Annotated in this window: 20 protein-coding genes and 1 riboswitch; of the genes, 12 read left to right on the forward strand and 8 right to left on the reverse strand. The window is 72.7% G+C overall.

The annotated features are described in order from the left end of the window. Positions 1–3: 3 nt before the first annotated feature. Complete coding sequence (locus ACIP4Y_RS17105) at positions 4–1,059, reverse strand: hypothetical protein (RefSeq protein WP_401393609.1); 1,056 nt, start codon at positions 1,057–1,059, stop codon at positions 4–6. Positions 1,060–1,259: 200 nt separating this feature from the next. On the opposite strand from ACIP4Y_RS17105, the gene ACIP4Y_RS17110 reads away from it, so the two are divergent. Then, on the forward strand, positions 1,260–1,847 hold the full coding sequence (locus tag ACIP4Y_RS17110; RefSeq protein WP_401393612.1) for a flavodoxin family protein: 588 nt from the start codon (positions 1,260–1,262) through the stop codon (positions 1,845–1,847). Positions 1,848–1,853: 6 nt separating this feature from the next. Here the strand turns inward: ACIP4Y_RS17110 and ACIP4Y_RS17115 are convergent, their stop codons facing one another. The 4 genes from ACIP4Y_RS17115 to ACIP4Y_RS17130 all read right to left on the reverse strand — a co-directional run bounded on the left by ACIP4Y_RS17115 (position 1,854) and on the right by ACIP4Y_RS17130 (position 6,210). Then, positions 1,854–2,738, reverse strand: coding sequence for an ABC transporter permease (locus ACIP4Y_RS17115; RefSeq protein WP_401393615.1), 885 nt, complete (start codon positions 2,736–2,738; stop codon positions 1,854–1,856). Continuing rightward, positions 2,725–3,663, reverse strand: coding sequence for an ABC transporter ATP-binding protein (locus ACIP4Y_RS17120; protein WP_401393618.1), 939 nt, complete (start codon positions 3,661–3,663; stop codon positions 2,725–2,727). The genes ACIP4Y_RS17115 and ACIP4Y_RS17120 overlap by 14 nt, the downstream gene beginning before the upstream one ends. Before the next feature lie 70 nt (positions 3,664–3,733). Continuing rightward, positions 3,734–4,945 (reverse strand): outer membrane lipoprotein carrier protein LolA, encoded by a 1,212-nt coding sequence (locus ACIP4Y_RS17125; protein ID WP_401393621.1) that lies wholly within the window; start codon positions 4,943–4,945, stop codon positions 3,734–3,736. A gap of 254 nt (positions 4,946–5,199) precedes the next feature. Then, positions 5,200–6,210, reverse strand: coding sequence for a polyprenyl synthetase family protein (locus ACIP4Y_RS17130; protein ID WP_401393624.1), 1,011 nt, complete (start codon positions 6,208–6,210; stop codon positions 5,200–5,202). 585 nt (positions 6,211–6,795) lie between these two features. Further along, positions 6,796–6,975, forward strand: a riboswitch (cyclic di-AMP (ydaO/yuaA leader). Positions 6,976–6,980: 5 nt separating this feature from the next. On the opposite strand from ACIP4Y_RS17130, the gene ACIP4Y_RS17135 reads away from it, so the two are divergent. Then, positions 6,981–7,460 carry a transglycosylase SLT domain-containing protein gene (locus ACIP4Y_RS17135; protein ID WP_401393627.1) on the forward strand — a complete coding sequence of 160 codons (480 nt, stop codon included), beginning with the start codon at positions 6,981–6,983 and terminating at the stop codon, positions 7,458–7,460. Between the two features lie 38 nt (positions 7,461–7,498). Here ACIP4Y_RS17135 and ACIP4Y_RS17140 read toward each other — a convergent pair whose 3' ends face one another. From ACIP4Y_RS17140 to ACIP4Y_RS17150, 3 genes are all read right to left on the reverse strand, one after another. Beyond that, positions 7,499–8,311 carry an HAD family hydrolase gene (locus ACIP4Y_RS17140; RefSeq protein ID WP_401393630.1) on the reverse strand — a complete coding sequence of 271 codons (813 nt, stop codon included), beginning with the start codon at positions 8,309–8,311 and terminating at the stop codon, positions 7,499–7,501. Positions 8,312–8,433: 122 nt separating this feature from the next. Further along, positions 8,434–9,636, reverse strand: coding sequence for an FAD-dependent oxidoreductase (locus tag ACIP4Y_RS17145; RefSeq protein WP_358637998.1), 1,203 nt, complete (start codon positions 9,634–9,636; stop codon positions 8,434–8,436). Between the two features lie 46 nt (positions 9,637–9,682). Further along, on the reverse strand, positions 9,683–10,924 hold the full coding sequence (locus tag ACIP4Y_RS17150; RefSeq protein WP_401393963.1) for an ATP-grasp domain-containing protein: 1,242 nt from the start codon (positions 10,922–10,924) through the stop codon (positions 9,683–9,685). 268 nt (positions 10,925–11,192) lie between these two features. On the opposite strand from ACIP4Y_RS17150, the gene fahA reads away from it, so the two are divergent. From fahA to ACIP4Y_RS17200, 10 genes are all read left to right on the forward strand, one after another. Then, positions 11,193–12,410 (forward strand): fumarylacetoacetase, encoded by a 1,218-nt coding sequence (fahA, locus tag ACIP4Y_RS17155; protein WP_401393634.1) that lies wholly within the window; start codon positions 11,193–11,195, stop codon positions 12,408–12,410. A gap of 136 nt (positions 12,411–12,546) precedes the next feature. Next, on the forward strand, positions 12,547–13,389 hold the full coding sequence (locus ACIP4Y_RS17160; protein WP_401393637.1) for a hypothetical protein: 843 nt from the start codon (positions 12,547–12,549) through the stop codon (positions 13,387–13,389). Then, complete coding sequence (locus ACIP4Y_RS17165; protein ID WP_401393640.1) at positions 13,386–13,763, forward strand: GntR family transcriptional regulator; 378 nt, start codon at positions 13,386–13,388, stop codon at positions 13,761–13,763. Before ACIP4Y_RS17160 ends, ACIP4Y_RS17165 begins: the two co-directional genes overlap by 4 nt. 297 nt (positions 13,764–14,060) lie before the next feature. Then, positions 14,061–14,999, forward strand: coding sequence for a M56 family metallopeptidase (locus ACIP4Y_RS17170; protein ID WP_401393643.1), 939 nt, complete (start codon positions 14,061–14,063; stop codon positions 14,997–14,999). Between the two features lie 133 nt (positions 15,000–15,132). Then, positions 15,133–15,921 (forward strand): GntR family transcriptional regulator, encoded by a 789-nt coding sequence (locus tag ACIP4Y_RS17175; protein ID WP_358638008.1) that lies wholly within the window; start codon positions 15,133–15,135, stop codon positions 15,919–15,921. A gap of 32 nt (positions 15,922–15,953) precedes the next feature. Continuing rightward, on the forward strand, positions 15,954–16,181 hold the full coding sequence (locus ACIP4Y_RS17180) for a ferredoxin family protein (protein WP_030347217.1): 228 nt from the start codon (positions 15,954–15,956) through the stop codon (positions 16,179–16,181). Between the two features lie 14 nt (positions 16,182–16,195). After that, positions 16,196–17,539 carry an ABC transporter substrate-binding protein gene (locus ACIP4Y_RS17185; protein ID WP_401393647.1) on the forward strand — a complete coding sequence of 448 codons (1,344 nt, stop codon included), beginning with the start codon at positions 16,196–16,198 and terminating at the stop codon, positions 17,537–17,539. Further along, entirely contained in the window at positions 17,536–18,450 is a 915-nt protein-coding gene (locus ACIP4Y_RS17190; protein WP_401393649.1) for an ABC transporter permease, read from the forward strand. The genes ACIP4Y_RS17185 and ACIP4Y_RS17190 overlap by 4 nt, the downstream gene beginning before the upstream one ends. Continuing rightward, the gene (locus ACIP4Y_RS17195; protein ID WP_401393652.1) at positions 18,434–19,222 is read left to right on the forward strand and encodes an ABC transporter ATP-binding protein; all 789 of its coding nucleotides are present in this window, start codon (positions 18,434–18,436) and stop codon (positions 19,220–19,222) included. Before ACIP4Y_RS17190 ends, ACIP4Y_RS17195 begins: the two co-directional genes overlap by 17 nt. Before the next feature lie 11 nt (positions 19,223–19,233). After that, positions 19,234–22,005 (forward strand): fumarate reductase/succinate dehydrogenase flavoprotein subunit, encoded by a 2,772-nt coding sequence (locus ACIP4Y_RS17200; protein WP_401393655.1) that lies wholly within the window; start codon positions 19,234–19,236, stop codon positions 22,003–22,005. Positions 22,006–22,007: the final 2 nt, after the last annotated feature.

The raw sequence follows: 22,007 nt of genomic DNA on the forward strand, positions 1-22,007 counted from the left end.
CGGTCACGCCTGCGCCGCCGCCTTGGCCGCGCGGTCGGTCAGGCGGACCATGCGGGCACGGGCGGACTCCAGCGGGCGCGGGTCGTCCGCGGCGGGGCCCGGCTCGGCGCTCAGGTCCGTCCACAGGTCGATCAGGTCGCGGCCGAGCCGCAGGCCCTCCTCGGGGTCGCGCACCGCACGCCACGCGGTGGCCGCGCTCTGCACGTTGCCGTAGGCGGCCTCCCCGTCCCTGGCCTGGCGGCGCAGCCGGGCGAGGTCCAGGGACAGCCGGAAGGCGCGGACCGGCTCACCGGCCAGGTAGGCGATGTAGGCGGACAGTTCCCGCAGGTGGAGCACCTCCGCGTGGCCCGGGCCGAACACGGCGGACGCCTCGGCGAGGGTCCGGTCGGCCAGTTCCGCCGCCGCGTCGATACGGCCCGCCCGCACGGCCTCGTTGATACGGCCCATCGGCTCGCTCAGCAGCTCCGCACCCTCGGCGGTCTCGGTCAGCGGCCCGTCCCCGAGCACCTCCTCGGCGACCGCGTCGAACCCGCGGGCGGGGGTGGGGCTGGCGGTGGTGACGGGGGCGGCCAGGTCCGCCGGTACGGCGGTGAGCGGCGCCGGCGGTACGGCCGTGGCCGGGGCGGGAGCCGGGGTGGCGGGAGCCTGCTCGGCGGGGGCCTGCGTGCTCGTGGCGGGCTCGGTCATCACGGGCGCCGGTCCGAACTGCCCGGTCGGGGCCTGCACGGTGCCCGGCGGGACGGCCCCCGGCCGCTGGTCCGGCGCGGCCAGCCGCACCGGCTCCCCCGTCATCCGGCTGGAGCCGTCCGCCGCGACCTCCAGGGGGACGACCCAGCCCGCGCGGTCGTCGTGGATGGTCGCTCGTATGGGCGTACCGAGACTGATGGCCAGGCGCTGGAGGTGGTTCAGCACGGCCTGCTGGATCTCCTCGCCCTGCGCCGCCACGACCGGCGTCCCGCCCACCGACGCGGAGCCCGCGCCGAACACCCGGACGGGCACCGCCGTCGGGTGCTCCACGGGCTGCGGTGCCCGCTTCTTCTCGAAGCTGAGTCCAGCCATCGGTGTCCCTCACTCCCCCGGCGTCGCGATCCGGTCGTACGCGTCCTGCCCACCAGTGTGTCGCCTCGCCCACGGCTTCCGCGTCACCGCGACGTCACAGCCTCGCACCAGCCGTACCCTGAACCCCCTGGCGCAATTTGCTTGCGCATGCATAAAATGCATGCGCCTTTAGTGGTCGACAACACGCACCTGGGGGACCCATGAACCGCCGCTTCCTCTTCGTCCTGGGCAGCGCCCGCCCGGACGGCAACACCGAGCTGCTGGCCCGCGCGGCCGCCGAGCAGCTGCCCGCGGAGGCCGAGCAGCAGTGGATCCGCCTCGCCGACCACCCACTGCCCGATTTCGTGGACCTGCGCCACGACAGGCAGCACGTACGGCCGCCGTCGGACACGACCACCGGCCTGCTGCTGGACGCCACGCTCGCGGCGACGGACATCGTGATCGCCTCGCCGCTGTACTGGTACTCGGTGTCCAGCCTCACCAAGCGCTACCTGGACTACTGGTCGGCCTGGCTGCGCACCCCGGGCATCGACTTCAAGGCGACGATGGCCGGCCGCACCCTGTGGGGCGTCGCCGCGCTGGCGGACCACGAGCCGTCCGTCGCCGATCCGTACGCGGGCACCCTCAACAACTCGGCCGCCTACCTGAAGATGCGCTTCGGCGGGGTCCTGCTGGGCAACGGCAGCGGGCCCGGCGACGTACGCGAGGACACCGAGGCGCTGACCCGCGCGAAGACGTTCTTCGCCCGGGAGGCGCCACTCGCGCGCTTCCCGCACCAGACCGCGTAGGCAGGTCTAGGCGCTGATGTCCTTCGCCGTGAACCGCGCCCAGGCCGCCGAGCCGAACACGGCCGCGTACAGCGCCTGGAGGCCGAGGTTCTTCACCAGGTCGTCCCAGTAGACGGGGTCGCGCATCAGGTCGGCGAAGGACAGCCAGTAGTGCGGGAACAGGTAGGGCTGCACCGCGTGCAACTGGGGTATCTGGTCGACGATCTGCACCGTGATGAGCAGCCCGACCGTGGTCGCCATCGCCGCGATGCCGCTGTTGGTGAGGGTCGACACGAACAGGCCGAGGGCCGCCACACCGACCAGTGAGGCCGCGACGACCAGGGCGATCAGCAGGGCGCGGCCGAGTCCCTCGGCGAAACCGATCCGGGTGCCGGAGATCGTCGTCAGCTCCCCCATGGGGAAGAGGAGGGCGCCGACGAGCAGCGCCGAGACCGTGACGACCAGGGTGGCCAGCAGACAGAAGGCCAGCACGGTCGCGTACTTGGTGAGCAGCAGCCGGGTGCGGCCTGCCGGAGCGACCAGCAGATAGCGCAGGGTGCCCGCGCCCGCCTCCCCGGCGATCGCGTCTCCCGCGACGACCCCGACCGCCATCGGCAGGAAGAACGGCAGGGTCGCGGCGAGCGCGGTGAACACCAGGAACAGCCCGTTGTTGGTGATCTGCGTGATGAACGCCGGCCCCTCGCCGTTCCCGCCGCCGACCGTCCCGCCGCCCCGCGTCTCGATTCGCACCGCGACCCCGACGAGCACCGGCACCGCGGCGAGCACCCCGAGCAGGGCGAGCGTGCGCCAGCGGCGGACGGTGGTGACCAGCTCGCTGCGCAGCAGTCCGAGGCTCCACAGGGGGTTCGGCCGGCGCACGGCACCCGGCTGGAGCACGTCAGCCCGCGACATCGAAGCCCTCCCCCGTCAGTGCTACGAACGCGTCTTCCAGCGAGGCCCGTTCGAGTGTCAGGCCGCGGACGCGTACGCCCGCGGCGACCAGGGCCGCGGTCAACTCGGCGAGGTCCCGCTCGGGTGGTTCGCCGGTGACACGGTCGCCGCCGGCGGTCACGTCCCCGACTCCCAGTTCCTTCAGCACGCGGGCCGCTTCGGCCCCGTCCGGGGTGGTGACCACCAGCCGGCCGCGCGCCCCGGCCGCAAGCTCGGCCACCGCGCCCTGGACGACGAGCCGGCCCTGTGCCATGACCGCCGCATGGGTGCAGACCTGCTCGATCTCGTCCAGGAGGTGGGAGGAGAGGAAGACGGTCGTACCGTCCGCGGCCAGCTCCCTGATCAGGGTGCGGATCTCCCGCATGCCCTGCGGGTCGAGGCCGTTGGTGGGCTCGTCCAGGACGAGCAGTCTGCGCGGCTGGAGCAGCGCGGCGGCCAGCCCCAGACGCTGCTTCATGCCGAGCGAGTACGCCCTCGCCTTCTTGCCCGCGGCGGCCGCGAGGCCGACCCGGTCCAGTGCCGTGGCGACCCGGGCCGGCCGGGTGCGCGGGTCGGCGGTCGGGTCGGCGGCGTCGTAGCGCAGCAGGTTGTCCCGGCCGGAGAGGAAGCCGTACAGGGCGGGGCCCTCGATGAGCGCGCCGACCTGTGGAAGGACCGTACGGGCCGCCCGGGGCATGGGCCGGCCGAGCACCCGGGCCGTGCCCGCGGTCGGCTCGATCAGGCCCATCAGCATGCGGATCGTGGTGGTCTTGCCCGAGCCGTTCGGGCCGAGGAAGCCGAAGACGCTGCCCGCCGGGACGGTCAGGTCGAGACCGTCCACGGCGAGCTGTCCGCCGCGGTAGCGCTTGGTGAGTCCGCGCGTGTCGATCACGGGCACTTCGTCCATCGGCTCCCCCTCGATTCGAGCTCCCGTGAAGGGTCAACGTACGGTCACGCTGCGTAGTGCCCGGAAGCGGTCACTTCTCCGCGTCGGCCGCCTTCACCAGGGCATCCTTGGTCACCGCACCGGCGTACACCTTGCCGTCGTCGGTGATCAGCGCGTTGACCAGGCGGGTGGAGAAGACCGTTCCCTTGCCGAACTTCCCGGAGACCTTCTCGCCGAGCGAGCCGAGGAAGCCGCCGAGGTCGCCGCCGCGGGAGCCGGTGGGCAGGCCGCCCTCGGCGCCGGTGTCGAAGGTGGCGACAGACGTCCAGCCCTTGCCGAGGACCTTCGGCCCGTCCTTGCCCTCCAGGCCCCCGGCGAGGCCCTCGCCGTGCTTCGGGGCGTGCTCGGGGGCCTTCGCCCCGTCCTTCTCCTCGGTGACCTTCGCGCCCTTGGGCGGGGTGAAGTCGAAGGTGGAGGCGGCCGGCTTGGCGAAGGAGACCTGGGTGAAGCCGGCGTCGAGCACGGCGGCGCCGCCGCTCTTCGGGGTCAGCGTGAACTTCAGCGGCAGGCCCGTCTTCGCGTCGACGGCGATGCTGATCGCGCCGACCGTGGTGCCGGACTGCCTGGGCTGGATGAGCAGCTTGTAGGCGTCGCGCCCGGCCACCTGCGCGGTGCCGTCGACGGTGACGGACGTGGTGTCGTCCACCGACTTCAAGGCCTCGTCGGCGAAGTCCTTGGGGGTGGCCGGCGGCTCGGCCCGGCGGTCCTTGCCGGAGCCGGCCGCGGTGGAGTGGTGGACCTGGTTGCTCTTGCTGTCGTAGCCCCAGACGTCCTTGCCGTCGTGGATCAGGCTGTATTCGGCGCCGCTCTCCAGGAGGGACAGTTTCTGCCGGTCGGGGCCGTCGGCGGCGACGCGCAGGGTGTGCGTGCCGGAGACCAGCTCGGTCAGCTTGGCCTGCGGGTCGGCGGCGGAGTCGTCACCGGAGCCGCCCCGGCCCGCGCCGGAGAGCAGGCTGTCCTCGAAGCCGCCGAGGTCGGGCAGGCCGAGGTCGGTGCTGACCTTCACGGTGCCGGACAACTGCTGCACGTCCGACTTGGCGATCTTGTTGATGAGCTGCTGTGCGCTGATCTTCGGCAGGTCGGGGTCGCCGGAGTCGGCGAGCGCCGGGACCAGCCCGATCGTGGCCGCCGCCACCCCCACCACCGCGACCGGGACGGCGTACCGGGCGGCCTTGCGGCGGCCGGAACGCGGGTTCTCGTCCCGCGCGGCGCCCACTGCGTCGTCGGATTCGTACGGTGCCATGTGTGCCTTACCTCCGTCGTCGGCGGCGGCTGTCCTCACGCTGGTCCGCTGGTCCACCTGAGCCGCCATTCTCACCCGAATCGGTGAGGAGTGGTGATTTCCGTGGTTACCATCTGACCAAATCGGCCGTGAGGAAGCGTCAGACCTCGGAGCCAACTCCGTGTACGCCTGCGGTATGACACGCGACGGCGGTGTCTCCACCCGACCCCTAGGGGTCGCGCAGGGCGCCGTCGGCCGTACGGGTTCCGGCCGGGTCAGCCGGCGCGGTGCACGACCGCGTCGCACAGCTCCATCAGCGCCGCCTTGGCGTCGCACTCGCGCAGCGGGGCCAGCGCGGCCCGCGCCTCCTCCGCGTACCGCACGGTGTCCCGGCGGGCCTGCTCCAGTGCGGGGTGCGCGCGCAGTGCGGCCAGCGCCTCGGCGTGCCGGGCGTCGTCGCTGAGGTCGGAGTCGAGCAGCTCGCACAGCGCGATGTCCTCGGGCCGGCCCAGCCGGGCGGCGCGCTCGCGCAGCCGGAGCACCGGCAGGGTGGCGATGCCCTCGCGCAGGTCGGTGCCCGGGGTCTTGCCGGACTCGTGGGAGTCGGAGGCGATGTCCAGGACGTCGTCCGCGAGCTGGAAGGCGACCCCGAGCCGTTCGCCGTACTGGGTGAGCACGTCGACGACCGTCTCGTCCGCGCCGGACATCATCGCGCCGAACCGGCACGACACGGCCACCAGGGAGCCCGTCTTGCCGCCGAGCACGTCCAGGTAGTGCTCGACCGGGTCGCGCCCGTCCGAGGGACCCGCGGTCTCCAGGATCTGACCGGTGACCAGCCGCTCGAACGCCAGGGCCTGCACCCGGACCGCCTCGGGGCCGAGGTCGGCGAGGATCTGGGAGGCACGGGCGAACAGGAAGTCGCCGGTGAGGACCGCGACGGAGTTGCCCCAGCGGGTGTTGGCGCTGTCCACACCCCGCCGTACGGCCGCCTCGTCCATGACGTCGTCGTGGTACAGCGTGGCCAGGTGGGTCAGCTCCACGACCACGGCCGACGGCACGATGCCGGGCGCGTACGGGTCGCCGAACTGGGCCGCGAGCATCACGAGGAGTGGCCGGAAACGCTTCCCTCCGGCGCGGACGAGGTGCTGCGCGGCCTCCGTGATGAACGGGACCTCGCTCTTGGTGGCCTCGAGCAAGCCTTCCTCGACAGCCGCCAATCCGGCCTGGACATCGGCTTCCAGAGCCTGGTCCCGCACGCTCAGCCCGAACGGCCCGACGACGGTCACGAGGGGTCTCCTGTCTGCTGGTGTCTGCTGGCGATTACACGGTTTGTCGATAGGTCGCTGCCATCACTCAAGTCAGCGTATCCGGTCCCTGTTCGATCACCGATAGCGCCCACCGGTCCACCCTGGGCGGTATCGGATCATGACAGACATAGCGGCGATCACATGATAAGAACGGACATTCATTGACTTAATAGCAATCCGGGCACTCTGCCGCGACCTCTCCATCCCTTTTTCGCCACCCCCTACCGCGTCGGCCACTACGACAACGACGCGCACCGCACCCCGGGTTCCACCACCACCCCGACTTCCCGCCTTAATCCCCCTAATCCCCCATGTCTGATTTGAAGCAGTTTGCTATTTCGTGAATTGGCTCACGCTCCCCGTCTGCCCGACCCACCCTCAGAAACCCTGCAAGCCCTTGCCCTGTCGGCGAGTTGAGGGTTGGCAACCGCAAAGGATCAAGCACCCCATACGGCGTCGATCAAGGTCAAAACGCACGTTGTGTGAATCCAGTACTTGTTCCCGACATGTGCTCTCGCATACGTTCCGGGCCGTCGGGCGGACGCCTAATCCTGCCGCCGCCCGCATAACCCATCGACGAACTCATTCGTACGGCAGGAGCGGGGGACCCAGGTAAGCCGCCAGGCCGGACGGCACACGCCGCACCGGCACGGCTCGGGGTGAAGCCGTGCCTCTTCCAGGGCACGGCCGGGCACCTCCCCGCCCGAACCCGACAGCTCACCTCGCAGGCGACGGAGAGGAACACCCCCATGCTCGCTGCCGCTCAGCCCCGCCACACCCGCCTCGTCCGCGCCCTCGCCGCCGTCGGCACCGGCGTCGCCGTCCTCGCCCTGCCGCTCATCGGCGCGACCAGCGCCTCCGCGGCCACCAGCACCACCACGACGGCCTCCACCACCACCGCCGGATACCCGAACAACCTGGACGGCTGGATCCGCGAGTCGCTCGCGATCATGGCCGAGAAGCACATTCCGGGCACCTACAACGGCATCTACCGCAACATCATCCGCGAGTCCTCGGGCAACCCGAACGCCATCAACCTCTGGGACTCCAACGCCGCCAAGGGCATCCCGTCCAAGGGCCTGCTCCAGGTGATCGACCCGACGTTCAACGCGTACCACGTCGCCGGAACGTCGTTCAACATCTACGACCCGGTCGCGAACATCACCGCCGCCTGCAACTACGCGGCCGCCCGGTACGGGTCGATCGACAACGTGTTCGGCGCGTACTGACCGGCTCCGGGCCACGTCCGGCGCTACTGATATCCCGGTCAGTCGGTCGGGAAGAGTCTTTCGAGGACGACGGCGACGCCGTCGTCCTCGTTCGACAAGGTGATCTCGTCGGCCACCGCCTTCAGTTCGGGGTGCGCGTCGGCCATGGCGACACCGCGCGCGGCCCAGTCGAACATCGGGATGTCGTTGGGCATGTCGCCGAAGGCGAGGGCCCGGTCGGCGCAGATGCCCAGCCTCTCGGCTGCCAGCGCCAGCCCGGTCGCCTTCGTCACCCCGCTCGGCTGGAGCTCCACGGTGCCCGGCCCGGACATGGTGACCGTCGCCAGCGAGCCCACCGCCGCGCGCGCCACCGCCGCCAACTCGTCGTCGGAGAGCGTGGCGTGCCGCAGCAGCACCTTGCTGATGGGCTCCGTCCACAGGTCGTCGCGCCGGCCGACGCGCACCGCGGGCAGCGTCGGGTGGGGCATCCGGTAGCCGGGCTCGATGAGCGTGAGTCCGTCGACGCCGTCCTGGTCGACCGCCGCGTAGACCTGCCCCACCTCCGCCTCGATCTTGCCGAGCGCGGTCTCGGCCAGCTCCCGGTCCAGCCGGACCGACCACAGCAGACGGTCGGTGCCGGCGTCGTAGACCTGTGCCCCCTGCCCGCACACCGCGAGGCCCGCGCAGCCGAGGTCCGCGAGCAGCGGCCGTACCCGCGGGGCCGGGCGGCCCGTCACCACCAGGTGCCGGGCACCGGCCTTCGCCACCCGCGCGAGCGCGGCGAGCGACCGGTCGGAGACGGTGTCGTCGCCGCGCAGCAGCGTCCCGTCCAGGTCGGTGGCGATCAGTGCATATGCCGGGGTGGGTGCCATGATCAGAGAATACGGACACCGCGCCCCGCCGACTCACCCCTCGATCCGCGCACTTACGTGCTGCTGCGCCCCAAGTCGCGCGCGCCGACGCCCTGATGGTGGTCCCGTCGCGGCTCCCCGGCTCAACCGTGGGCCGCGGCCAGGTGCTTCGCCAGGCGCGGGGAGGCGAACTCCGTACCGCACACGAAGCGCATCACCGGGCCGTACGACGCCGCCGCCGGCAGACCGGTGAAGTACAGGCCGGGCACGGAGGAGACGTAGCCGGGGCCGAGCCTCGGGGTGCCGCGGCTCACCGCGAGCCCGGTGCGCAGCTCGTGGCCGAGGAAGTCCATCGCCGCGATGTCGACGCGGTAGCCGGTGGCGGCGATGACGTGGTCGGCAGTGAGCTGCTCGGTGCGGCCGCCATGGGTGCGGACGGTGAGCACGGGACTGCCGTCCTGCGCCTCGGCGCCCACCACCCACGCGACCTCCCGCACCTGCACGGCGCTCTCGAAGCGTTCGCGCAGCCACCAGGCGCCGAGCGGGCCGAGGACCCGGCGGACCAGGTGGTGCCGCGTGGCCTCGGGCAGGAACCGGTAGGGGTGCGGGTAGTAGGTGAGCGCCCACAGCGACCAGGCCCGGCCGAACGGGGACTCGGGGCGGAACCTCGGCTGCGCCCAGGGCGGGGCGCCGAAGGCGACCCGGCCGCGTCCGCGCGCGACCACGCGCACCCGTGCACCCGCCTCCGCCGCGAGGGCCGCCGTCTCCAGCGCGGACTGGCCGGCGCCGATCACGATCAGCTCCTTGCCGGCGAACCGGCCGAGGTCGTGGTGCTGGGCGCTGTGCGAGACCGGGCCGGTGGGGGCGGGGCCGTCGGCTGCCGCCCCCGCCAGCTCGGCCGGCAGGTGGGCGAGCCCGGACAGGCCGGTGGCCACGACGACCGCGCGCGCGGTGAACAGTTCTCCGGAGTCCAGTTTGAGTTCGAAGCCGCCCCCGCTGCCGCGGTCGACGGAGACGACCCGCACCTGCTCCAGGTCGGGGACCAGCTTGCGCTGGAACCACTCCCCGTAGGCGATGAAGGTCTCCACCGGGATGATGTCCTCGTCGGTCACCAGGGGGCGGATGCCGGCCGCTTCGCAGTAGTCGGCGAGGGTGTGGCCGGGCTGGGGGCAGTCGAGGTTCGAGGCGGCGGGCGTCGACTTCAGGAGCATGCCCTCGGGCATGTGGTCGCGCCAGCTCACCATGGGGTCGCCGAAGACCCGCACAGGGATGCCGCGCGCCCGCAGGTGGGCGGCGGTGGACAGGCCGAACGGCCCGGCCCCGATGACTGCAACCGGTCGGATCACGAAGTCCCTCCCCAGGACGCGGTGCGCCACGCTGTCGTGGCCTTGCCTACTTCGTGGATGTGCTGCCGCGGCGGCTGGTCCGCCACAGCTGATACAGGTGCTTCGCGCCCGGGCGCACGAACCGGGCGAGCATCGTGAGGAACGGCAGCGGGTCGTCACCCGCGAACCAGGCCAGCTCCGTCCCGCTCGCCCGGGCCGGCGCATGCGGTGTCGTGTAGCCGCTGCGTCGGTAGGCGAGGAGGGCGGGCAGGTCGATGTTCTCCACGATGTAGCGATGGCCTGCGCGCTGTTCCCCCTCCGGTACAGGGCGGCCGGTCAGGTGCAGGTGCAGCGCACGGACGACGTCCACGCCCGACTCGCTCTCGAAGAGGCGGAACTGGGCTCCCACGCGCGGGTTGAAGTCGAGGAGCTTGTACCGTCCGTCGCGCCGGTCGAAGCGCAGGTCGAGGTCGATGATGCCGCTGAAGCCGATCTGCTTGATGAAACGGGCGGCGAGGTCGGCGAGTTCCGGGTTGTCGACGACGTACGCGTTCGCCGTCATGCCGGCATGTGGCGGCCAGGAGCGGACCTTGACGCCGGTGAACAGCGCGAGCGGGCTGGAGTCCTGGTCGAAGCAGGCGTGCACGATCCAGTCCTCGGCCTCCTCGCGCGGCAGGTACTCCTGGAGGATCACGCCGGGCTCCTCGCCCCAGTCCCGGGCCAGGCTGAGCAGTCCCGCGCGCGTGCCGATCCGGGTGGTGCCGTGCACGGCGGGCCGGCGGCGCCGGACGAACGCCTCGCGGTTCTTGGCCACCAGCGGGAAGCGGGCCGTGTCGGCGAAGGCCACGATCTCGTCGTACGACCGCGGGAACGCGGCCGTGGGGCTCGCGACACCGTGCTCCGCGCACAGTTCGTGCAGCCCCTGCTTGCTGGCCAGGCGGCGGGGCAGTGCGGGGTCCACGCGCGGGAAGAGGAAGGGCCCGGCCAGGTCGCCCTGGTGCTCGGCGATCAGGACGGCGGCCTCCTCGTCCGTCGGTATCAGGACGGCCGGGCGGCCGATCCGGCGTCCGATGCGCAGCAGGCCCTCGACCAGCCGGCCCGGGTCCTCCGCACCGGTCGTCGGCCACACGAACGCCTTCGTCAGGTAGCGCGAGGAGGCCGCCGGTGTGTACGGGTCCTCGGTGATGGCGTACATGGGCACGCCGAGGCGGCCCAGGCTGCGGATCGCGCCGACTCCGCCGTGGTGCAGCGGGTAGTCGCCGAACTTGACGATCAGTCCCGGCACGTCGCGGTCGGCCTGCACGGGCACGCTGACGGCACTTGCGGCCACGGGTCCCCCCACGTGTCCCCCCAACGGAACGGACCCACCCCGTCCGTGTCCCAAAGGACGCTAAGCCGGAATTGCCCGCTCCAGCAAGGCTTATCCGGACATTAAGAACTCTTTAGACACTGTGCGAGCAACCTTTCGAGCACCGAGTGAGGCACTGCCCAAGACACGCGGGTGGGCCGTAACGTGTGGCCCGACCACATGGAACGCAGTGCCATGCATGGCCCGGATGAGAGCGAGGCAGCACCCCATGCCCCCCTTCGACGTCCCCGAGGGCGACCCCTTCGGTCCGCACAACCTCCCCTATGGCGTGTTCTCGCCCTCCGGCAGCACGGAGCGGAGGATCGGCGTCCGGCTCGGGAACCACGTCCTGGACGCGGGCGCCGCGGCCGCCGCGCTCGGCTCGCCCCACCAGGCGCTGCTCGCCCGGCCCACCCTCAACCCGCTGCTGGCCGCCGGCCGCGCCACCTGGTCCGACGTGCGGCGTGCCGTCATCTCCTGGGTCACGGACCCGGCACACCGCGAGGCCGTCGAGCCGCTGTTCCACCCCCTGTCCGAGGTGACCCTGCGCCTGCCCTTCGAGGTCGCGGACTACGTCGACTTCTACGCCTCGGAGAATCACGCCCGCAACGTCGGCCAGATCTTCCGCCCGGACGCCGAGGACTCCCTCACCCCCAACTGGAAGCACCTGCCGATCGGTTACCACGGCCGCTCCGGCACGGTGGTCGTCTCCGGCACGGACGTCGTACGGCCGTCCGGGCAGCGCAAGGGCCCGGGCGATCCCGCACCCGTCTTCGGTCCGTCGGTCCGGCTCGACATCGAGGCCGAGGTCGGCTTCGTCGTGGGCGTGCCGTCACGGCTGGGCAGCCCCGTGGCGCTCGGCGACTTCCGGGAGCACGTCTTCGGACTGTGCCTGCTGAACGACTGGTCCGCGCGGGACATCCAGGCCTGGGAGTACGTCCCGCTCGGCCCGTTCCTCGGCAAGTCCTTCGCGACCTCGGTGTCGGCGTGGATCACCCCGCTGGAAGCGCTGGAGCACGCGCGCGTGGCACCCCCCGAGCGCACCCACCCGCTGCTGCCCTACCTGGACGACTCGGCACCCGGCGCCGAGCCCGACGGCTATGACCTGCGCATCTCCGTCGCGATCAACGGCCATGTGGTCTCCGAGCCGCCGTTCTCCACCATGTACTGGACCGCCGCCCAGCAGCTCGCCCACATGACGGTGAACGGCGCCTCGCTGCGCACGGGCGACCTGTACGGCTCGGGCACGGTCAGCGGTCCGGCCGAAGACCAGCGCGGCTCGCTGCTGGAGCTGACCTGGAACGGCCGCGAGCCCCTCGAACTCCCCGACGGCAAGCGGACGTTCCTGGAGGACGGGGACGTGGTGACGCTGTCGGCGTGGGCGCCCGGCGCGGACGGGCGCCGGGTGGGGCTGGGCGAGGTGAGCGGGCGGGTCGTGGCGGGGTGACCCGCGGTCCGGCGGTGACGGCACCACCGGACGACTTGTAGCAAGCAGTTGACACAAGCCTGCCGCAGCGGCCATCTTGTACTCACCACTTGATACAAGTGGTGAGTACAAGAGCGTGCTTTCACGGGGGCTTGTCATGAGTGAGACCGAACTGAGCACCACCGTTCCGGCGTCCCGCGCACCGGTCGACCGGTACGCCCGCTGGACCGGGCTGCTCGTCGGCGCGCTGGCCGCACGCTGGCTGACACCGCTGGAGGGCGGCGACGGAATCCTGTACGCCATCCCCGCCTTCGGCCTGTGCACGGTGGCCGGCGTCCTGGCGGGCGACGCCCTGACCCCACAGGCCCGCGGCGCCGTCCGCACCGCGGGCCTCGCCCCGCGCCGCGTCCGCGACTACGTCCCGCCCCGGCTGACCGCGCTGCTCCTCGCCCTGGCGGGCGCGCTGGTGCTGCTGCTCGCCGTCGCGGGCGCGGTCGCCTCGCCGGACGACCTGGGGCGCGCGGGCCGGTCCCTGACCGTGCACTGCGCGCAGGCGGCCCACGCGGGCGGCCCGCGGCTGCTGTCCCAGTCCGCCGGCCCCTGGCCGGGCCTGCACTACGGCCTGCCGATGCTGGGCTCCCTCGCGGTCGCCACGGCCGCCTGCGGCTGGTCCCTGCGGCGGATCGCCACCCGCCCCGGCGACGAACAGTCCCGCCGCGACCGCAGCCTGGCCGTGGTCGCCGCCTGGGGGCTGATCGTGTCCGCCTCCCTGCTGGGCGCCGCCTCCACGGCGTCCGGCGCGCTGATGAGCGTCACCTGCGACGGGACGGCGGGGACCTTGGCCAACGGGGTGCTGTGGCCGCTGGCGGTGGTGGCCCTGGTGACCGTGCCGTGGACGCTGGTCACCGTGTGCTCGCCGCGGGCCTCCTCGGCCCCGCGCGCCGCAGGCACGGGCCACGCCGGGCGGACGCGCCGGCCGGCCCAGGGGGAGGACCGGTGAGCGGCGCCGCCGTACGGGTCGACACCACCAGCCCGGTACCGCCCTACGAACAGATCCGCGCCCAGCTCGCCGCCCTCATCGGCACCGGCCGGCTGCGGGAGGGCGAACGCCTGCCGACGGTACGGCAGCTGGCCGCCGACCTCGGCCTGGCGGCGGGCACGGTCGCCCGCGCCTACCGCGAACTGGAGGCGGCCTCCCTGATCCGCACCCGGCGCGGCGCGGGCACGCGCGTGGCGGCCCCGCCGACCGGCACGCACCGCCCCGACCCCGCCGAACTCGCGGCGCTGGCCAGGACCTTCGTCGCCCAGGCACGGGCCCTGGGAGCGACCGAGGAGGAGGCGCTCGGGGCGGTGCGCGGGGCCCTGCGGGAGTGACCCCGGGGCCAGGGCCCCTGGGCGTCGGGCGCTGGGGCCGGTACGCGCGCGGGGTACTGCGGGAATCGGCCACACGCGCGTGCCGGTGCGGGCCGGCACCGTCGGGCACTCGGTCTGCGCCGGTTCGCCCACCCGCGCGTGCCGCGGTGCGGCGGGATCGTCGCCGACACCTGACTCGGGGCGCCGGTCTTCGTCATACTGACGGGGACACGCACCACGCGCGAGCCGCCGCCGCGTGACGCGTGCCCGGCACCACCGACACCGCACACCTCTCCGACCAGGAACCGGAGCCCCGGCATGACCGTCTGCCTGCTCCTGCTGAGCGTCGTCGCGCTGACGGCCGCCGTACCGGCGCCGCGCGCGCTGACCCGTGCCGCCTGGCCCGAGCGGGACCCCGTGGTGGCGCTGTGGGTGTGGCAGTGCCTGGTCGCCACCGTCCTGCTGTGCTGCCTGACCGCACTCGTATTGGGCGCGGCGGCCGTCTTCCACACCGTCCGCGACCGCGTGTTCGCACCCGCGCCGCCCGCCGTCACCGCCGCCTACGACCTGTCCACCGCGCCGGTATGGGCCGTGGTGCTCACCCTGCTGCTGGCCTGCGGGGCCGCCTGGACGACGGCGATGCTGGCCCGGGAACTCGTCGAGGCCCGCCGCAGCCGCGGCCAGGCCCGGGCGCACCTGCGCGAACGCGCCCCTGAGCTGCCGCCCGGGCTGCCCGCGGCACGCGGGCCGATGCTGGTACTGGAGGACGAGTACCCGGACGCCTGGTGGATGCCGGGACACCCCCCGCAACTGGTCGTCACCACAGGGGCGCTGCACCGCCTGACCGACCTCCAGCTGGACGCCGTCCTCACCCACGAGCGCGGACACGCCCGCGCCCACCACGACTGGCTGCTGCACCTGTCCACCGCGCTCGCCACGGGCTTCCCGCACGTGCCGCTCTTCGCCCACTTCTGCGACCAGACGCACCGCCTGGTCGAGCTGGCCGCCGACGACACGGCGTCCCGGCGCTGCGGGCACCTCACCACGGCCCTCGCCCTGATCGAGCTGAACCAGCACCGGGGCGTCCTCTCCTGCGACTCCAGCCGCCGCCTCCTGGGGGAGCGGGTCGACCGCCTGCTGGAGCCGCCGCCGCGGCTGCTGCGCCGACACCGGGCCCTGACGACGACGGTGGCCGCGCTGGTGCCGCTGCTACCCCTGCTGATCACCTTCGCTCCGGGGCTGACGGCACTGTCCTGACCGTCCCCGCGGGGTGGCAGATCTTGCCCTGTGGAACGGAAAGGCCCAGCTCAGCGGCTCGCTCCCGAGGGCCGCAGCTGGCGCAACACTCCAGCAACACGCCATTTCCTATCGCCTAGGTATGGTTCCAGCCATGCCACCCACCGACCGCCCCCGAGACCATGCCGGGCAGGGCGCCGCGAGCACCGTCGCCGCCCACCGCGCACGGCGCCGGCTGCGTGCGGACCGGGCCCGGCAGCTCGCCGACCTGCTGCGCCGCCAGATCCTCACAAGCGCATTCCAGGACGGCACCCTCCCACACGAGTCCACCCTCGCCACCGACTACCGCGCCTCCCGCAACACCGTCCGCCAAGCCCTGGACCTGCTCCGGGCCGAAGGCCTGGTGGACCGGCTGCCCGGAGTCGGGACCGTCGTCGTCGCCCGGAAATACCCGCACGGGCTCGACCGTCTGATGGGCCTCGCGGAAACCCTCCGCGAACACGGCCGCGTCACCAACGAGGTCCGCACCATGGGCCCCGCCCCCGCACCCGTCCCCGTGGCCGAACGTCTCCGCGTCCCGGCCGGCGCCGACGTCCTCTACATCGAACGCCTGCGCCGCCTGAACGGCCTCCCGCTCTCCCTCGACCTCACCTACATCCCGCTCGACATCGGCACCGCCCTGCTCGGCGCCGACCTGGAGAACACCGATGTCTTCCGCCTCCTGGAAGCCATCACCGGCCAGCGTCTCGGCCACGCCGAGATCACCCTGGAGGCGGTGAACGCGGACGCCCACTCCGCAGCCGTGCTCCAGGCCCCGCGCGGCGCCGCCGTACTGATGCTGGAGCGCCTCACCCACCTCGCCGACGGCCGACCCGTCGACCTGGAGTTCATCCGCTTCCGCGGCGACCGCATCACGATGAGCGGCCTGCTGCACCGGTCGTAACCGCCCCGCCTGCACATTTCCTGGAGACAGCCATGCCCTTGGCGCCCCAGCGGGCCGACGTGCCCGTGACCATCGACGAGTCGAAGTGCATCGACGGCTGCACCCTCTGCGTGGACATGTGCCCGCTGGACTCCCTCGCCATCGACGAGAGCAGCGGCAAGGCGTACATGCACGTCGACGAGTGCTGGTACTGCGGCCCCTGCGCGGCCCGCTGCCCCACCGGAGCCGTCACGGTCAACATGCCCTACCTGCTGCGGTGAGAGGTACACCCATCATGAAACGCACGACAGTCGCCCTGTCCGCCGCCGCACTCCTGCTGCCCCTGTCCGCCTGCGGCGGCAGCGCCGAGGCGGGCAGCGGCTCCACGGTCACCGTCACCGTCGGCTACCAGTCCAAGACCATCAACACCGTCACGGCCGGGACCCTGCTGCGCTCCCTCGGATACTTCGAGAAGCAGCTCAACTCCCTGCACGACGGCCACACCTACAAGGTCGACTGGCAGGACTACGCCACCGGCGCCCCGATCACCGCACAGATGACCGCCGGGAAGATCGACATCGGCTCGATGGGCGACTTTCCGCTGCTGCTCAACGCGGCCCGCGGCAAGCAGCTCGGCCGGCCGACCCACCTGGTCTCCGCCACCGGCTACAACCTGCGCGGCGGTCTCAACACCATCGTCACCGCGCCGGACTCCACGCTCACCTCCCTGAAGGACCTGAAGGGCAAGAAGGTCTCCACGAGCGTCGGCTCGGCCGCCGACGGCACCCTCGTACGGGCCCTGCAGCGAGCCGGTATCGACCCGGACAAGGGGATCTCCAAGCTCAACCAGCAGCCCGCCGTGGGCGCTTCGGCGCTGTCGGCCGGCAGCGTGGACGCGCTGTCCCAGTTCGTCGCCTGGCCGGGCCTGCTCGCCTTCCAGGGCAAGGCCAAGGCCCTGTACGACGGCGCCCAGCTGAATCTGCCCACGTTCCACGGCGTCACCGCCCGCGAGGACTTCGCCCGCCGGCACCCGGCCGTCCTGGAAGCGTTCCTCAAGGCGCAGGCCCAGGCGACGGACTACCTCAACGGCCACCCCGTCACCGCGGCAGAGAAGGTCGCCGAGGCCACCGGTCTGCCTGCCGAGGTCGTCTACCTGTACAACGGCGCTCACGGCATCGCCACGTTCAACCCGGCGCTCACCCCACAGCTCGTCTCCGCCCTGAAACAGGACGTGTCCGTGCTGAAGTCCGCCAAGCTGACCGGCGACATCGACGTGGACTCCTTCGTCGACGACCAGTACGTGAAGAAGGCCCTCGGCACGTCGTACACCAAGCGGCTCACCGCGTCGCCCCCGCCGGCCGCGAGCGAGGTGTGGCCCAAGGGCAGCGAGAAGACCCTCTCCTACAAGTCCCCGAAGCAACTGCTGGCCTACCTGGCCGCGCACCAGAACGGCATCCGCGCCGCCTACGTGCCCGATGCCACCACCGGCACTCTCTGGTTCGCCGACAAGGCCGTCTGGGTGGCCGACGGCGACCGGCTGCTGCCCTTCGTCACCCCGGCCACCGCGCAGGACTACCTCACCGCGCACGACGGCGCGCGCACGCTGTCGTACCGCGAAGCTCTGGAGCGGGCCTCATGACCCGGCGGCCCCTGGCCCGGTATGCGCTGCGCGCGGTGTCCCTGGCCGTCGCACTCGGCATATGGCAGCTGCTGACCAGCCTGAACGTCGACCTGTGGCTGCGATTCTCGCAGTTCCCGACGGTCACCGACGTAGCCCGCGCCTTCGCCGACCGGCTTTCCGGCGACGACTACTGGACCGACCTCACCGACAGCCTCACCCGCATCCTGACCGGCTTCGCGCTGGCGGCCGTCCTCGGCGTGGCCACCGGCGTGCTCGTGGCCCGCTCCCGCCTGGCCGAGGACCTGCTCGGCCCGGTGCTGGAGGTCGTCCGGCCGATCCCGGCGATCGCCCTCGTCCCGGTCGCGATCCTGCTGTTCCCCTCGAACGAGCAGGGCATCGTCTTCATCACCTGCACCGCCGCCTTCTTCCCCGTACTGGTCTCCACCCGGCACGCGGTCCGCGCGCTGACCCCGGTCTGGGAGGAGGCGGTGCGCACCATGGGCGCCGGCCGGCTCCGGATCCTCGGCTCGGTCGTGCTGCCGGGAGCCCTGCCCGGCATCTTCGGCGGGCTGTCGGTGGGCATCGGCGTGTCGTGGATCTGCGTGATCTCCGCCGAGATGATCTCCGGCCAGTACGGGGTCGGCTACCGCACCTGGCAGGACTACACGGTGGTGAACTACCCCGGCGTCTTCGTCGGCATGGTCACGATCGGCGTGCTCGGCTGGATCACCTCCACGGCCGTGGAACTCCTCGGCCGCCGGCTGACCCGCTGGCTGCCCCGCACCTCGTACGTCCCCGGCGGGCGTCCCCGCGCGGCCCGGCCGCTCGCCGCCCCAGCCCGCCCCGACGGCGAGCCCGAGCAGCAGGCCAAGTCCGAGCAGCAGGGCGAGAACGACACCGAGGAGGCCCGTGATGAGCACCTCGTCTGAGACCGTCACCGCTCCCGCCGCACCGGCACCGGAAGGCGTACGCGGGACCCGGCTCGCCTTCCGCTCCGCCGTCCTCGGCCGCCCGGACGCGCCGGTCCTGTCAGGCGTCGACCTGGAGGTCGCCCCCGGCGAGATCCTCACCGTCGTCGGCCCCTCCGGCTGCGGCAAGTCCACGCTGCTGCGGACGCTCGCCGGGCTGCTGGCACCGCTGGGCGGCACGGCCGAGGCGGACGGCAGCCCGCTGACCGGGCCGTCGGCCGACCGCGCGCTGGTCTTCCAGGAGGACGCGCTGCTGCCCTGGCGCAGCTTGCGCGGAAACGTCGAACTCCCGCTGGCCATCAGGGGCGTCCCGCGCGCGGAGCGGCGCTCCCGGGCCGAGTCGTGGCTCGCGCGGGTCGGACTGAGCGAGCAGGCCGGGCAGTTGCCGCACCGGGTGTCCGGCGGGCAGCGCCAGCGCGCCCAGTTGGCCCGGGCCTTGGCGGACAGTCCGCGCGCGGTCCTCATGGACGAGCCCTTCGGCGCCCTCGACGCGCAGACCCGGTCCGGCATGCAGGACCTGCTGGTAGAGGTATTGCGGGGCACGGGCGCGACCGTCGTGTTCGTCACGCACGACGTGGACGAGGCCCTCTTCCTCGGTGACCGTGTGGCCCTGCTCGGTTCGGGGCGGGTGTCCGCCGTACGCGAGGTGCCGCGCCCCCGTGACCGTGCGGCCTTCGACGATCCGGCCCGCGTGGCACTGCGCCGCGCCGTCCTCAGCTCGCTCGGCTCCTGAAAGGCATCCCGGTGACCACCCCCGCGACCAGCCCCCTGCAGATTCCCGCCGTCACCGATGCCGAGGAGCTGACCTGCGACGTCCTCGTCGTCGGCGGCGGCACCGCCGGCACCATGGCCGCCCTGACCGCCGCCGAGCGCGGCGCGAACGTCCTGCTGCTGGAGAAGGCCCACGTCCGGCACTCCGGCGCGCTCGCCATGGGCATGGACGGCGTCAACAACGCGGTCATCCCCGGCCGGGCCGAACCCGACGACTACGTCGCCGAGATCACCCGCGCCAACGACGGCATCGTCGACCAGTCCACCGTCCGCCAGACCGCCACGCGCGGCTTCGCGATGGTGCAGCGGCTGGAGTCGTACGGGGTCAAGTTCGAGAAGGACGAGCACGGCGAGTACGCGGTCCGCCAGGTCCATCGCTCCGGCTCGTACGTACTGCCGATGCCAGAGGGCAAGGACGTCAAAAAGGTCCTGTACCGGCAGTTGCGGCGGCGCGAGATGCGGGAGCGGATCCGGATCGAGAACCGGGTGATGCCGGTCCGGGTCCTCACCGCCGGCGGGCGGGCCGTGGGTGCGGTCGGGTTCCACACCCGTACCGGCGCGTTCGTCACCATCCGCGCGGGCGCGGTGATCCTCGCGACCGGTGCCTGCGGCCGGCTCGGCCTGCCCGCCTCCGGTTACCTCTACGGCACCTACGAGAACCCCACCAACGCCGGTGACGGGTACGCCATGGCCTACCACGCGGGCGCCGAGCTGACCGGTATCGAGTGCTTCCAGATCAATCCGTTGATCAAGGACTACAACGGCCCGGCCTGCGCCTACGTCGCCAACCCGTTCGGCGGCTACCAGGTCAACCGGCACGGCGAGCGCTTCGTCGACTCCGACTACTGGTCGGGGCAGATGATGGCCGAGTTCGCCGCCGAGGTCGCCGGCGACCGGGGTCCGGTCTACCTCAAGCTCAGCCATCTGCCCGAGGAGTCGATCTCCGCCCTGGAGTCCATCCTGCACTCCACCGAGCGGCCCACCCGCGGCACCTTCCACGCCGGTCGCGGGCACGACTACCGCACCCACGACGTCGAGATGCACATCTCCGAGATCGGCCTGTGCGGAGGCCACTCCGCCTCGGGTGTCCGCGTCGACGACCACGCGCGTACGACCGTCCCCCGCCTGTACGCCGCCGGCGACCTCGCCTGTGTCCCGCACAACTACATGATCGGCGCGTTCGTCTTCGGCGACCTCGCGGGTGCGGACGCCGCCCGGTACAGGGCGTACGACGGTGAGCTTCCCGCGGACCAGGTGCGCGAGGCCCACGAGTTGATCTACCGCCCGCTGCGCAACCCGGACGGCCCGCCGCAGCCCCAGGTCGAGTACAAGCTGCGCCGCTTCGTGAACGACTACGTGGCACCGCCGAAGTCCGGCGCACGGCTCTCCCTCGCGCTGGAGGCGTTCGAGCGGATGCGCGCCGACATCGCCTCGATGGGTGCCCGCACCCCGCATGAGCTGATGCGCTGTGCCGAGGTCACCTTCATACGCGACTGCGCGGAGATGGCCGCCCGGGCTTCCCTGGCCCGTACCGAGTCCCGCTGGGGCCTCTACCATGATCGTCTCGACCATCCCGGGCGCGACGACGTCTCCTGGTTCCACCATCTCGATCTGCACAAGTCCCCCTCTGGTGCGATGGAGTTCACGGCCCGTCCCGTGGCTCCCTATCTGGTGCCGGTGGAGGAGTTCACACCTGTCGGCGGTCCGTCCCGGCATCTGGGCGAGGTCCGCCCCGAGCATGTGGCCACGGCCGGGCCCCGCGAGGTGGCACCGGTGGCCGTGCGGCCCGCGTCCGCGCGTGCCGCCGATGCCGGTCCCGTGGACCGGGCGAACGCGCGGGACGCCGCCTCTCCCCGGCTGCTGGAGCTGCTGGGCCTGGCCGAGGAGGAGCCCGAACTCGTGGCGGTCGAGCCGTACTTGACCGACGCGGATCCCGCTGTGCGCCGTACGGCCGTCGCGGTGCTCACGGAGACCGTGCCGCCGGGGACCGGTCAGGCCCTCGCCGGTGCGCTCGCCGACCCCGCTGCCGAGGTCCGCGCAGCCGCCGCGGCCTCACTGCGGGAACTCGTCGAGACACTGCCGCCCGAACCTGCCTTGGGCGCCGCCCTCACCGATGCGCTCGTCCAGGCCGACCCCGTGGTCCGGGCCGCTGCCCTCGATGTGCTGCGGGCCCTGCGGCTGGGCGAGGCCAAGGTGTTCGCTGCGGCGCTGGACGATCCCGACATCGCCGTCCGGACAGAGGCCGTGCGGGCGCTCGTCTCGGTGGACGCGGTCCGGCCCCTGGCGGGCGCGGCGGACGATCCCTCCCGGGAGGTCCGGGTCACCGTGGCGAAGGCCCTGGCCACCGTCGGCTCGGCTGGCCTCGCCCCGGCCGACCGGAACCTGCTCACCGCCGCCCTGGACCGGCTCACCGAGGACGGCGACCCGCTGGTGCGCGGCGCCGCGCTCGGCGCGCTGGCCGCCACCGGCTGCCCGCCGCCGCTGGCCGCACGCGCCGTGGCCGCCCTGTCGGACCCGGCCTGGCAGGTACGGTCCGGCGCCGTGACCGCGCTGTCGGCCGCGCCCGCCGACCCGGCCGTCCCCGCCCTCGCCAAGGCGCTCGCCGACCCGAACGCCGACGTCCGTAAGGCGGCGGTCCTGGCCCTGAGCCGGCACCGAACCTCGGCAGAGGCCCGCGCGGCCCTCGCCACGGCCACGGCCGACTCGGACGCGGACGTCCGGGCCTACGCGGCGCGGGGGCTGTGAGG

Source organism: Streptomyces sp. NPDC088810 (genome assembly GCF_044750305.1).
Lineage (GTDB): Bacteria > Actinomycetota > Actinomycetes > Streptomycetales > Streptomycetaceae > Streptomyces.